Source organism: Micromonospora okii, assembly GCF_020884795.1.
GTDB lineage: Bacteria > Actinomycetota > Actinomycetes > Mycobacteriales > Micromonosporaceae > Micromonospora > Micromonospora okii.
Map to the genome: position 1 here is coordinate 313,242 of NZ_BBZF01000016.1, position 13,519 is coordinate 326,760.

The 13,519-nt window shown below is 76.0% G+C and carries 9 protein-coding genes; 7 read left to right on the top strand and 2 right to left on the bottom strand.

From position 1 onward, the window contains the following. The first annotated feature begins 30 nt into the window (after positions 1-30). Positions 31-3,411, top strand: coding sequence for a S8 family serine peptidase (locus LPU43_RS13440; protein WP_229400715.1), 3,381 nt, complete (start codon positions 31-33; stop codon positions 3,409-3,411). Between the two features lie 101 nt (positions 3,412-3,512). Here the strand turns inward: LPU43_RS13440 and dapD are convergent, their stop codons facing one another. Continuing rightward, positions 3,513-4,472 carry a 2,3,4,5-tetrahydropyridine-2,6-dicarboxylate N-succinyltransferase gene (gene dapD / locus LPU43_RS13445; protein WP_229400716.1) on the bottom strand — a complete coding sequence of 320 codons (960 nt, stop codon included), beginning with the start codon at positions 4,470-4,472 and terminating at the stop codon, positions 3,513-3,515. A gap of 24 nt (positions 4,473-4,496) precedes the next feature. On the opposite strand from dapD, the gene dapE reads away from it, so the two are divergent. Beyond that, the gene (dapE, locus tag LPU43_RS13450) at positions 4,497-5,570 is read left to right on the top strand and encodes a succinyl-diaminopimelate desuccinylase (protein WP_229400717.1); all 1,074 of its coding nucleotides are present in this window, start codon (positions 4,497-4,499) and stop codon (positions 5,568-5,570) included. A 153-nt stretch (positions 5,571-5,723) separates the two neighbouring features. On the opposite strand, the gene LPU43_RS13455 is transcribed toward dapE, so the two are convergent. Next, positions 5,724-5,891 carry a hypothetical protein gene (locus LPU43_RS13455; protein WP_229400771.1) on the bottom strand — a complete coding sequence of 56 codons (168 nt, stop codon included), beginning with the start codon at positions 5,889-5,891 and terminating at the stop codon, positions 5,724-5,726. Between the two features lie 161 nt (positions 5,892-6,052). Here LPU43_RS13455 and LPU43_RS13460 point away from each other — a divergent pair, with 161 nt between their 5' ends. From LPU43_RS13460 to LPU43_RS13480, 5 genes are all read left to right on the top strand, one after another. Beyond that, entirely contained in the window at positions 6,053-6,958 is a 906-nt protein-coding gene (locus LPU43_RS13460) for an LOG family protein (protein WP_229400718.1), read from the top strand. Between the two features lie 4 nt (positions 6,959-6,962). Further along, entirely contained in the window at positions 6,963-7,508 is a 546-nt protein-coding gene (locus tag LPU43_RS13465) for an LOG family protein (RefSeq protein ID WP_229400719.1), read from the top strand. A 5-nt stretch (positions 7,509-7,513) separates the two neighbouring features. Further along, positions 7,514-7,903 (top strand): hypothetical protein, encoded by a 390-nt coding sequence (locus tag LPU43_RS13470; protein WP_229400720.1) that lies wholly within the window; start codon positions 7,514-7,516, stop codon positions 7,901-7,903. A gap of 108 nt (positions 7,904-8,011) precedes the next feature. Then, the gene (locus tag LPU43_RS13475) at positions 8,012-11,785 is read left to right on the top strand and encodes an ATP-dependent helicase (RefSeq protein WP_229400721.1); all 3,774 of its coding nucleotides are present in this window, start codon (positions 8,012-8,014) and stop codon (positions 11,783-11,785) included. A gap of 126 nt (positions 11,786-11,911) precedes the next feature. Continuing rightward, the coding region (locus LPU43_RS13480) for an ATP-dependent helicase (RefSeq protein WP_229400722.1) at positions 11,912-13,519 on the top strand (1,608 nt) is incomplete at its 3' end.

Genomic DNA, 13,519 nt, shown 5'->3' on the forward strand with positions numbered 1-13,519 from the left:
CAGTGATGACGCCTCACGAGGAGGAACCCGTTGCGTCGTAGAGGAAGAAAGTCGGCCGGCCTCGCGCTGGCCCTCGCCCTGGTGCTCGCCGCGCCACCGGCCGCCCCGGCCGGGGCGGCGCCCGCCACGTCCCCGAACGCGGCCGGCCGGGCCGCCGCCCCCGCCACGTCGCCGGCCACGGCCGGCCGTACCGCCGCCGGCGCGACCACCGTCACGCTGGTCACCGGTGACCGGGTCACCGTCACCGCCTCCGGCGCGGTCTCCGTCCGGCCCGGCGCCGGCCGCGACGACCTGCGCTTCCTGGTCCGGCGCGAGCGGGGCAACGTCACCGTCCTGCCCCAGGACGCGCTGCCGCTGCTGCGCTCCGGCCGGGTGGACCGGCGGCTCTTCGACGTCACCGGGCTCATCCGGGCCGGCTACGACGACGCCCGGCGGGACAGCCTGCCGCTGCTGGTGTCCTACCGCTCGGGCAACGCCCGCCGGGCCGTGGCCGGCATCGCCGGCGCCCGGGTGACCCGCGACCTGCCCGCCATCGGCGGCGCGGCCGTGACGGCCGAGAAGGCCCGGGCCGGCGCGGTGTGGGGCGCGGTGACCACCGGCAGCCCGGCCGCCCGGGTCGACACGGCGGGGGGTGTCGACCGGCTCTGGCTGGACGGCCGGCGCCAGGTGACGCTCGACCACAGCGTGCCGCAGATCGGCGCGCCCGTGGCCCACGCCGCCGGCCTCACCGGCAAGGGGGTCACCGTCGCGGTGCTGGACACCGGCGTCGACCCCGCGCACCCCGACTTCGCCGGGCGGCTCGCCGAGTCCCGCAACTTCACCGAGGAGGCCGAGCCGGGCGACGTCGTCGGCCACGGCACCCACGTCGCCTCGATCATCGCCGGCAGCGGCACCGCCTCGGCCGGGAAGTACCGGGGCGTCGCCCCCGACGCCACGCTGGTCTCCGGCAAGGTCTGCGAGGTGTACGGCTGCACGGAGTCCGCGATCCTCGACGGCATGCGGTGGGCGGCCGTCGAGCGGCGGGCCGCCGTGGTCAACCTGAGCCTCGGCGGGATGGACACCCCGGAGACCGACCCGCTGGAGGAGGCCGTCGGCACCCTCACCGCGCAGACCGGAGCCCTCTTCGTCATCGCCGCCGGCAATTCGGGCCGGGACGCCAGCATCGACTCGCCGGCCAGCGCCGACGCCGCCCTCGCCGTCGGCGCGGTCGACCGGGCCGACGACCTCGCCGAGTTCTCCAGCCGTGGGCCCCGGGCCTCGGACGGCGGGCTCAAGCCCGAGATCACCGCGCCCGGCGTGGAGATCGTCGCCGCCCGGGCCGCCGGCAGCGACCTCGGCGAGCCCGTGGGGGAGCGGTACATGTCGCTCTCCGGCACCTCGATGGCGACCCCGCACGTCGCCGGCTCGGCGGCGCTGCTCGCCCAGCGGCACCCCGACCGGCGGGCCGGCGCGCTCAAGTCCGCCCTGATGGCCTCCGCCCGGCCGCACCCCGGGCAGACCGCCTACCAGCAGGGCGCGGGGCGGGTCGACGTGGCCCGCGCGATCGACCAGCAGGTCAGCAGCGAGCCGGCGAGCGTGTCGTTCGGCCGCGCCGAGTGGCCGCACGGCGACGACCCGGTGATCGAGCGGACGGTGACCTGGCGCAACTCGGGGACCGCCCCGGTCACCCTGGAGCTCGCGATCGAGGCCACCGGGCCGACCGGCGAACCGGCCCCGGCGGGCGTGTTCCGGCTCGACGCGACCCGGGTCACCGTGCCGGTCGGCGGCGAGGCCCCGGTGCGGGTCAGCGCCGACACCCGGGTGGCGGGCCCGGACGGCTACTACACCGGCCGGGTCGTCGCCCGCTCCGGCGCGCAGGTGGCGGTCACCCCGATCGCCGTGCACCGCGAGGTGGAGAGCTACGACGTCACGGTCACCCACCTCGGCGCCGACGGGGGCCCGACCGCCGACTACTACACCGGCCTGGCGAACCTGGACAGCTTCGACCGTCCCAGCGACGTGTACGACGCCGACGGGACGGCGACGGTGCGGGTGCCGAAGGGCCGGTACGGGCTGGCCAGCACCCTCTTCGCCGTCGACCCCTCCGGCGAGCCCGCCGGGATCGCCCTGCTCGCCCGGCCCGAGCTGGTCGTCGACCGGGACGTGCGGCTCACCGTCGACGCCCGCACCGCCAAGCCGGTGCGGAACACCGTGCCGCAACGCGGGGCGGTCGCGCCGCTGGTGGACGTCAGCGCGATCTTCTTCGGGGCCGACGACAGCACTTACTCGTTCGGGCTGTGGAGCAACGGGTTCGCGGGCGTGAGCAGCGGGCAGATCGGGTCCGCGAGCACGCCGGACACGTTCGTCGCCACGATCGGCAGCCAGTGGGTCGACGCCGAGGCGGACGTCAGCCCCTACTTCTACGCGCTGCTGGAGGCGTTCCCCGGGCGGATGCCGACGGGCTTCGTCAAGCACTACCGCAGCCGGGACCTGGCCACCGTCACGCACACCTTCCGGGACGCCTACCCGGGGCTGGAGACCGAGCGGGTCGTCATGGGCGAGCCGGAGTACAACACCGGCGGCTCGGCGCTGGTCCTGCCCGTCTCTACCCCCGGCAAGCGCGTCGAGCACTACAGCACCGGCGGCGTCAAGTGGGCCGGGGAGCTGGGCTTCGGCACCCGGGACCCCGAGGGCTGGCTGGAGATGCAGGCGCTGCTGTCGTCCCCGCTCACCGCCTACCAGCCGGGCCGGTCGCACCGCGAGACGTGGGGGGCGGCGCCCTTCGGGCCGTCGTTCGCGCAGCGGCGCTGGGGGCACGAGGGGATCACCCGCAAGGGCGACACCGTCGTGGTCGACCTGCCCGTGCACAGCGACGCGGCCGGGCACCCCGGCGGGTCGCTCAACGACCCCCAGTGGACCCGGCTGTACCGCGACGGGACGTTGGTCGGCGAGAGCGAGTACCCCGGCTACGGCGAGTTCGAGGTGCCGCCGGGCGCGGCGGACTACCGGGTGGAGATTCTGGCGAAGCGCTCCTTCACGGACCTGGCCACCGAGGTCACCAGCGCGTGGACGTTCCGCTCGAAGCACGCCCCCGGTGACGGCTTCGTGGCGCAGCCGGCGGCGGCGGTGCGCTTCACCCCGGCGCTGCGGGCCGACAACAGCGCCCCGGCGGGCCGCGCCTTCACCGTGCCGGTCACCGTCCAGCGGCAGGAGGGCGCGCCGAGGGCGCGGGTGGCCGCACTGGTCGTCGACGCCTCGTACGACGGCGGGAAGACCTGGCGCAAGGCGGAGCTGCGCCGCAAGGGCAGCGGCTGGGTGGCCACGCTGCGGCACCCGGCCGGCCCCGGGTACGTCTCCCTGCGGGCGACCGCGAAGGACACCGCCGGCAACACGGTGACCACGCGGATCATCCAGGCGTACCGGGTGCGGTGAGCCCCGCTCGCGGACCCGGCGGCGCGTTCGCCGGGCCCGTGGGCGCGGTCCGGTCGTCACCGCGCCGGGCGCGGTTCGGTGGTTACCGCGCCGGGCGCGGGTCAGTCGTTGGCGTGCAGGGCCGCGTTCAGCTCGATGCCCCGGCCGGTGCGCGGGCGGGCCTCCAGCGCGCCGGTGACCGAGTTGCGCAGGAACAGCAGCCCGTCGACCCCGGACAGCTCGCGGGCCTTGACCACCCGGCCGTCCGGCAGGGTGATCTTCGCCGACGCCGTGACGTAGCAGCCCGCCTCGACCACGCAGTCGTCGCCGAGGGAGATGCCGACGCCCGCGTTGGCGCCGATCAGGCTCCGCTCGCCGATGCGCACCCGGTCGGTGCCGCCCCCGGAGAGGGTGCCCATGATCGACGCGCCGCCGCCGATGTCGGAGCCGTCGCCGACCACCACGCCCTGCACGATCCGCCCCTCGACCATCGAGGTGCCCAGCGTGCCGGCGTTGAAGTTGACGAAGCCCTCGTGCATCACGGTGGTGCCGGCGGCCAGGTGCGCGCCGAGCCGGACCCGGTCCGCGTCGGCGATCCGCACCCCGGCGGGGACCACGTAGTCGGTCATCCGGGGGAACTTGTCCACGCCGTACACGGCCAGGTGGCGGCCGGCGGCCCGCTCGATCACCCGCAGCTCGTCCACCCGCTCCGGCGGGCACGGCCCGGCCGACGTCCAGGCCACGTTCGCCAGCTTGCCGAAGATGCCGTCGAGGTTCAGCTCGTTGGGTCGCACCAGGCGGTGGGAGAGCAGGTGCAGCCGCAGGTACGCGTCGGCGGCGTCGGAGATCGGGTCGGCCAGCGAACCGATCACCGTCACCACCTGGGCGGTACGCAGACCGGGCAGCGCCCGCTCGCCGACCGCCCCCGGCGGCAGGTCGAGGACGTCCGCCTCGTCCTCCCCGGCGACCAGCGGCAGCTCGCCGAGCCCCAGCTTGCCCGTCGGGTACCAGGTGTCGAGCACCTGGTCGTCAGCGGTGATGGTGGCCAGTCCGATGCCCCACGCAGGCTGTGCAGTCGTCACGACTGTGAAGGTACCGTGCGAACCATGGAGAACCCGCTGACCCCCGAGGTCCTCGCCGATCCGGTGGAGCTGACCCGAGCCCTGGTCGACATCGAGTCCGTCTCCCTCGACGAGAAGGCCATCGCGGACTGCGTCGAGGAGGTGCTGCGCGGGGTGCCGCACCTGACCACGTACCGGCACGGCAACACCGTCATGGCGCGCACCGACCTGGGCCGGGCCTCCCGCGTGGTGCTCGCGGGGCACCTCGACACCGTTCCGCTGAACAACAACTTCCCGTCGACCACGCGCGGCGACCTGATGTACGGCTGCGGCACCTCCGACATGAAGTCCGGGGTGGCGTACGCGCTGCACCTCGCGGTGACCCTGGCCGAGCCGAAGTACGACGTGACGTACTTCTTCTACGAGGCCGAGGAGATCGAGTCGAAGTACAACGGCCTCTTCCTGGTCGCCGAGGCGCACCCGGAGTGGCTGCGGGCCGACTTCGCGCTGCTGCTGGAGCCGACGCACGGGATCGTGGAGGCCGGCTGCCAGGGCACGCTGCGGTCGGTGGTGACCACCACCGGCGTGCGGGCCCACTCGGCGCGCTCCTGGCACGGCGTGAACGCCATCCACGCCGCCGGGGAGGTGCTGAACCGCCTGTCGACGTACGAGGCGCGGCGGGTGACCATCGACGGCTGCGACTACCGCGAGGGCATGAACGCGGTGCGGATCAACGGTGGGGTCGCCGGCAACGTGGTGCCGGACCGCTGCGAGATCGAGGTGAACTACCGCTTCGCGCCGGACCGCACCCCGGCCGAGGCAGAGGCGCACCTGCGCGAGGTCTTCGCCGGCTTCGAGCTGCGGGTGACCGACGCGGCGGCCGGGGCGGCCCCGGGGCTGGACGCGGCGCCGGCGAAGGAGTTCCTCGCGGCCGTCGACGCCCCGCCGATCGGCAAGCTGGGCTGGACGGACGTGGCCCGGTTCGCCGCCATGGGCATCCCCGCGCTGAACTTCGGGCCGGGCGACCCCAACCTGGCCCACCACCCGGACGAGCACGTCGAGATCAGCAAGATCCGCGAGGGCGCGGAAACCCTGCGCCGCTGGCTGACCCCGGCCTGACCTGCGCCCCACCGTCCGCGCCCCGCTCCCCGCCCACCCCGGTGATCAAGGAGTTTGCGTCGTTCCGGCCGCCGGTTCCTGACGCAAACTTCTTGATCGACTCGGGTGGGTGGGGGCGGGGTGGGGCGGGGTGGGTGAGGAGGCGGGAGTGGGTCAGGGGGTGGGGGTCAGGGACGGGTCGGGGCGGGTGTCGGTCGGGTCGCCGGTGTGGTCGGCGACCGGGACTTCCAACTGCCGGGCGCGGCGGCGCTCGGCCACCACGTCCCGGATCCGCCGCTGCATCTGCCGGCGGATCCGGATCATCTCGCTGTTGCTGATCACGCTTGCTCCTCCCCCGAAGGCGCGCTCCGGGGCATACCCGGTATACGAATGGTAAGACGTGCGTGCGACCGAATTTGTTGCCAAGATCGCGAGAAATCTCTCGCCCCCGCCGCGCCCGGCCGTACCGCCCTCATCTGGGCCCCTCCACTACGGTTGCTCCCATGAGCGACAGCAACGGGCCACGTCCGGGGCGTGAGCCGGGCCGCGAGCGGCACCGCGGTGCCGTCACGCTGCGCCGCCAGGCCATTACGACCAGCACCGCCGACCAGCGGCTGCTCGACTCCCGGGGCCGGGGCGACTGGAAGACCAAGGACGCCTGGCGGGCGCTGCGCATCCTGTCGGAGTTCGTGGAGGGCTTCGACACCCTCGCGGACCTGCCGCCGGCGGTCAGCGTCTTCGGCTCGGCCCGCAGCATGCCGGACAGCCCGGAGTGCCGGATGGCCGAGGCGCTGGGGGGCGCCCTGGCCCGTGCCGGGTACGCGGTGATCACCGGCGGCGGGCCCGGCGTGATGGAGGCGGCCAACCGGGGCACGAGCGACGCCGGCGGGCTCTCCGTCGGGCTCGGCATCGAGCTGCCGTTCGAGCAGGGCCTCAACGACTGGGTCGACCTCGCCATCGACTTCCGGTACTTCTTCGCCCGCAAGACCATGTTCGTCAAGTACGCCCAGGCGTTCGTGGTGCTGCCCGGCGGGTTCGGCACCCTGGACGAGCTGTTCGAGGCGCTGACCCTGGTGCAGACCGGCAAGGTCACCCGGTTCCCGGTGGTGCTCATGGGTACCGACTACTGGCGCGGCCTCCTCGACTGGCTGCGCGACACGATGGCGGCCGACGGCAAGATCGGGCCGGTCGACCTGGAGCTGATCTTCCTCACCGACGACGTCGACGAGGCCGTGCGGCACATCGTCGCGGCAGAGGCCGCCCTCTCCGCCGAGCAGGAGGCGGTCCGCGAGGAGGCCGTCGCCCGTACGGAGGCGGACCAGCGGGCCGCCGCCGAGCAGGCGGAGCTTGCCGAGCGGGCAGAGCTTGCCGAGCGGGCGGACCGGTCCGCGCCGGGCGGGGAGGGCTGATTCGGTGGCGGCGATCTGCGTGTTCTGCGCGTCCTCCCGTACCCTCGACCCGCGCTGGCTGGATCTCGCCGCCGAGACGGGCGCGGAGATCGCCCGGCGCGGCCACACGCTGGTCAGCGGCGGCGGCTGCGTCGGGATGATGGGCGCGCTGGCGGACGGGGCCCGGTCGGCCGGCGGCGCGACGGTCGGGGTGATCCCGCAGTCCCTGGTCGACCTGGAGGTCGCCGACCTTGCCTCCGACGAGCTGCTGGTCACCGCCAGCATGGCCGACCGCAAGACCCTCATGATCGAGAGATCCGACGCGTTCCTCACCCTGCCCGGCGGGCTCGGCACCCTGGACGAGCTGTTCGAGGTGTGGACGACGGCCACGCTCGCCCTGCACGCCAAGCCGATGGTGCTGGTCGACGCGGACGGCTTCTATCGCCCCCTGCTCGACTGGCTCGCCTCCGCCGCCGACCAGAACTTCCTCAAGCCGGCCGGCCTGTCCCTCCTCACGGTCGCCGACTCGGTCCCCGCCGCCCTGGACGCCCTCGAACCCCACCTGCGCTGACAAGGGTGAGTGACGGCTACGGGGCTGGTTCGCGGCGGGACGAGCTGCTGGTTCCCGTGCTTCTGTTCCTGTCCCTGTTCTTCCTGGCGGGCTTCCTGGCCCTGCTCTTCGTGCCGGCGACCGGGTGGATCGGCGTGGTTGTCCCGTTGCTGCTGGTGCTCCTCGCCCTGACGTCGTGGCGGTTGCGGCACGGCGGTTGGCGCGGTGGGCTGCCTCCCGGTGGGGCCCGTCGGCTCGTCGGTGCTGGTGGTGCCTGCCTGCTCCTCTGGGCTCTCGGGATGGTGATCGCGTCGACCACCGACCTGATCGCGTCCCCGGCGCATCTGACGCTGCTGGGAGCGAGCGCGGCGCTGATGTCCTGCGCCGGTCTCGTCGGCCGACGCGGTTCGGTCTGAGGTGAGCCGCGCCGCGACTCGGGGGTGAGGGAGCCCTGATGAACCCAGGGAACCTCGAACCCGGCAGGGCGCGGAGTGGGTGTCAGGGGTGCGTGGTGGGATGGGGGGATGCAGGCGTACCGGCTGGTGCGTCGGCCTGCCGAGGCGGCCCCGGGGGGGCGTGGGCCCGGTGGGGCGGCGCGGGGGGACGGTCGGCCCGAGGGGGCGACCACGCGGGAGCGTCGGGCCGCAGGGCCGGGCGGCGATGGCGCGTACGCCGAGGAGTCGTCCGCCGGTGGTCCGCCGCACGGCGCGCTGTCGCGTTCGGCGCAGCCCGCCGGCGAGCCCCAGGGGGGGCGCAGTCGGGTCGGGTGGCGCGCCGATCCGGTGCAGGCCGAGGTCGTGGCGCGCACCGACGGGCCGCTGCTGGTCGTCGGCGGGCCCGGCACCGGCAAGACCAGCACGCTGGTCGAGGCGGTCGCCGCGCGGGTGGCCGAGGGCGTCGACCCCGAACGCGTCCTGGTGCTCACCTTCGGCCGCCGGCAGGCCACCGACCTGCGTCGCCGGATCGAGGCTCGCATCGCCGCCGACGGGCACCGGGTGCTGCGCGAGCCGCTGGTGCGGACCTTCCCGGCGTACGCGTACGGGCTGCTGCGCCGCGCCGCCGCCGAGCGGGGCGAGCCGTCCCCCCGGCTGCTCACCGGCCCCGAGCAGGATCTGATCATCCGGGAGCTGCTCGACGTGGTCGGCGAGGAGCCCGAGGACGACCCGGTGGGCTGGCCGGAGGACCTGCGCCCCGCCCTGCGTACCCGGGCGTTCGCGGCCCAGCTCCGCGACCTGCTGATGCGGGCGGCGGAGCGCGGGGTGGGCCCGGTGGAGCTGGCCCGGCTGGGCGAGAAGCTGGGCCGCGCCGACTGGCCGGCCGCCGCCCGCTTCCTCCGCGAGTACGTCGCCGTGCTCGCCCTGCGCGACGTCAGCAACCGGGGCTCCATCGCGTACGACCCGGCGGAGCTGGTCCGGGCGGCCACCGGCCTGCTGCTCGACGACCCGGAGCTGCTGGAGGCCGAGCGCCGCCGCATCGCCCACGTCTACGTCGACGAGCTGGCCGACACCGACCCCGCCCAGCTCGACCTGCTCGCCGTGGTGGCCGGCGGCGGAAAGCCGCTGGTCGCGTTCGCCGACCCGGACTCCTCGACGTACGCGTTCCGGGGCACCGACCCGGCCGGGGTGGCCGCCTTCGGGCACCGATTCCGCACCGCGTCCGGCGCGCCGGCCGCGCAGGTCGTGCTGACCACGTCGTACCGGGCGGGGGCGGGGCTGCTGGCCGCCACCCGGCGGCTCAACGGCCGGTTGCGCGGTCCCGCCGCGCACCGGCGGCTGCGCCCGCTGCCCGACGCCCCGCCCGGCTCGGTGCGGGTGCGCACCTTCCGCTCGACCACCAGCGAGGCCGCCTGGCTGGCCCAGGCCCTGCGCGCGGCGCACCTGCTCGACGGCGTGCCGTGGTCGGAGATGGCGGTGCTGGTCCGCTCGACGGCCCGGCAGCTCCCGTCGCTGCGCCGGGCCCTGCACACGGCCGGGGTACCGACCGTGGTGCACGGCGAGGACCTGCCGCTGCACCTCCAGCCGGCGGTGGCCCCGCTGCTGCTCCTGCTGCGCTGCGCGCTGGAGCCGGGCCGGCTGGACGAGGAGGCGGCCGTGGCGCTGCTGCACTCGCCGCTGGGCGGAGCCGACCCGCTGGCCGAGCGGCGGCTGCGCCAGGGGCTGCGGGCGCTCGCCCTGGCCGCCGGGGACCGCCGCCCCTCCGGCGAGCTGATCCTCGACGCGCTGCGCGACCCGGAGGAGCTGGCCGGGATCGACCGGCACTGGGCGGAGCCGGCGCAGGCCGTGGCCGGGCTGCTCGCCGTCGCGCGGGAGGCCGCCGAGCGGCCCGGGGCCACCGCCGAGGACGTGCTCTGGGCGGTGTGGAACGCCAGCGGGCTGGCCGAGCGCTGGGCCGGCGCGATCACCCGGGGCCGGGCCGCCACCGGCGAGCACGAGACCGCCCGGCGCTGGCGGGCCGAGGCCGCCGACCGGGACCTGGACGCGGTGCTGGTGCTCTTCGACGCGGCGGCCCGCTTCGCCGACCGGCTGCCCGGCGCCCGCACCGAGGTCTTCCTCGACCACGTGCTGGGCCAGGACCTGCCGGCGGACACCCTGGCCGCGACCGCCGACCGGGGCGAGGCGGTGCGGCTGCTCACCGCGCACGCGGCCAAGGGGCTGGAGTGGGACCTGGTGGCGGTCGCCGGGGTGCAGGAGGGCGTCTGGCCGGACCTGCGGCTGCGGGGCAGCCTGCTCGGCTCCGAGCGGCTGGTCGACGTGCTCGCCGGGCGGGACGTGGGCGCCGACGGGGCGGTCAGCGGCGACGGCGGGCGGGGCGCGGGCGACGGTGGGCGGGCCGTCCTGATCGGGCAGACCTCCGCCCTGCTCGACGAGGAGCGCCGGCTGTTCCACGTGGCGGTGACCCGGGCCCGCCGCCGGCTGCTGGTGACCGCCGTCGCGTCGGCCGCCGTGGGCGGGGACGACCACGAGGAGCAGCCGAGCCGGTTCCTGTACGAGCTGGACTCGACCGAGCCCCCCGGGGCGGGGGACGACGGCGGGACGGGCGCCCGCGACGGGAACCCCACGGACCCCGCCGACCCGACGGGCCCCGCCGAAGCGGGCGCGCCGGGCGTCGGGGATCCGGAGGCCCGGGAGCCGGAGGTCGGGGATCCGGAGGCCCGGGAACCGGGCGTCGGGGAGCCGGAGGTCCGGCAGCCGGGAGCCGGGGAGCCGGAAGCCCGGGAGTCGGGGGCCGGGGAGTCGGCGGACGGCGGGGCGGTGGGCGCGGGGGAGGGCCGGGCGGTCACCCTGCCGGTGGCCGGGCCGCCCCGGGCGCTGACGCTGCCGGCGCTGGTGGCGGAGCTGCGTACCGCCGTGGCCGATCCGGCCGCGCCGTATTCGCGCCGGCGCGCGGCGGCGGCCGAGCTGGCCCGCCTCGCCGCCGCCGGGGTGCCCGGCGCGCACCCGGACGACTGGTGGGGGTTGCGCGGCCTCTCCGACGACCGCCCGCTGGTCGACGAGGGGGTGCCGGTGAAGGTCACCCCGTCGGCGATGGAGAGCGCCCTGCGGTGCAGCCTGCGCTGGCTGCTGGAGCGGCACGGCGGCAGCGGCCCGGCCAGCGTCGCGCAGGGGGTGGGCAACCTGGTGCACGCCGCCGCGATGCTCGCCGAGGACGCCAGCGCCGACCGCTCCGCCCTGCTGGAGTACGTGGCCGCCCGGTTCGACGCGATCGAGCTGGCCGCCCGGTGGATGGTCGGCCCCGAGCGGGAGCGGGCCGAGGCCATGGTGGACAAGCTGCTGCGCTGGCTGGCCGGGAACCCGCGCCGGCTGCTCGCCATCGAGCACGAGTTCGCGGTGCGGCTCGACGACCCGAGCCGGCCGGTCGAGCTGACCGGCCGGGTGGACCGGCTGGAGGTCGACGCCGACGGCCGGCTCGTGGTGGTCGACCTGAAGACCGGCAGGTCCACGGTCGTCACCGAGCACGAGATCGGCGAGCACCCGCAGCTCGGGGCGTACCAGGCGGCGGTGGAGGCGGGGGCGTTCGCCGAGTTCGGCGAGGAGTCCGGCGGGGCGGCGCTGGTGCAGCTCGGCACGGGGGCGAAGGACGCCCGGGAGCAGAGCCAGCCGGCGGCGGGGCAGGGGCCGGAGGCCGGCTGGGCGACCGCCCTGGTGCGGCGCACCGCGGATACGATGGCCGCCGCCACCTTCGCCGCCGTCGCCAACTCCAAGTGCCGGGTCTGCCCGGTGCGGACGAGCTGCCCGGTGTCGGGGCAGGGGCGTCAGGTCGTCGAGCCGCCGACCCCCCGCCGCCCGGAGAACCCGTGAGCTTGCGAGCCCAGCAGACTGAGATGGTCCCGTGAGCGCGAGGAGTGAGCTTGCGAGCCGCGCAGTCGCGAACTGAGATGAACCCGTGAGCTTGCGAGCCGCGCAGTCGCGAACCGAGGAAGCCCCGTGACCCAGCCCGCCCTGTTCGACGCCGCCGCCCCGGCGCCCCGGACCGCCGACTCCGGCCCCCGGTACACGCCGGTGGAGCTGGCCCGGCTGCTCCGGCTGCCCGCGCCGACCCGGGAGCAGGCGGCGATCATCGCCGCGCCGGTCGAGCCGCTGCTGGTGGTCGCGGGGGCCGGGTCCGGCAAGACCGAGACGATGGCCGCGCGGGTGGTCTGGCTCGTCGCCAACGCGTACGTCCGACCGGAGCAGATCCTCGGGCTCACCTTCACCCGCAAGGCGGCCGGCGAGCTGGCCCACCGGGTGCGGACTCGGCTCGACCAGTTGGTGCGCCGGGTCGGGCGGCGCGGCCGGACCCCGCTCGACGACCCGTTCGCGGGCGAGCCGACCGTCTCCACCTACCACTCGTACGCGGGGCGGATCGTCACCGAGCACGGCCTGCGCGCCGGGTACGAGCCGTCCACCCGGCTGCTCACCGAGGCGTCCCGCTGGCAGCTCGTGGACCTGCTGGTGCGCAACTACGACGGCGACATGACCGGCGTCGACCGGGCGCCGGCCACCATCACCGACGCGGTGCTGGCCCTGGCCGGTGAGCTGGACGAGCACCTCGTCGACCCGGACGCCCTGGCCGCCTGGACCGGCCGGTTCTTCGCCGAGGTGCAGTCCCGCCCGGGGCGGATCTACGCCGACGTGCGCAGGGCCCTCGCGCTCCAGCAGACCCGCCTGAAGCTGCTGCCGCTGGTCCGCGCGTACGGCCGGCGCAAGGAGGACTTCGAGGCGATGGACTTCGCCGACCAGCTCGCCCGGGCCGCCCGGGTGGCCCGGGACCATCCGGCGGTCGGCGCGATCGAGCGGGACCGCTTCCGGGTGGTGCTGCTCGACGAGTACCAGGACACCAGCCACGCCCAGGTGGTGCTGCTCAACGCGCTGTTCGGCGGCGGGCACCCGGTGACCGCCGTGGGCGACCCCTGCCAGTCCATCTACGGCTGGCGCGGGGCCAGCGCCGGCACCCTGGACCGCTTCCCGACCGAGTTCGCCCGCGCCGACGGCGCGCCGGCGGAGGTGCTCGGCCTCAGCACGAGCTGGCGAAACCGCCCGGAGATCCTCGGCGTGGCCAACGCCCTCTCCACCCCGCTGCGGGCGGCGGGCGCGCGGGTGCCGGAGCTGCGGGCGGCACTCAGCGTGAAGGACCCGATCCCGCACCGCACGCCGGGCGGCCTGGCCGCCGGCACCGTGCACTGCGCGCTCCTGCCGACGTACGCCGACGAGGCCGACTGGATCGCCGACAGCATCCTGGCGGCGTGGCGCGGTGCGGCCCGGATGCCGGGGGCGCTGCCCGAGCACGTTCCGGTGCCGCAGCGACCCACCACCGCCGTGCTGGTCCGGCTGCGCAGCCAGATCCCGGCGATCTCGGCCGCGCTGCGCGCCCGGGGGCTGCCGGTCGAGGTGGTGGGGCTGGGCGGCCTGCTGGACACCCCCGAGGTGCGGGACGTGGTGTGCACCCTGCGGGTGCTGGCCGACCCGACCGACGGGGCGGCGCTGCTGCGGCTGCTCACCGGGGCGCGCTGGCGGATCGGGCCGCGCGACCTGGTGGCCCTGCACCGGCGGGCG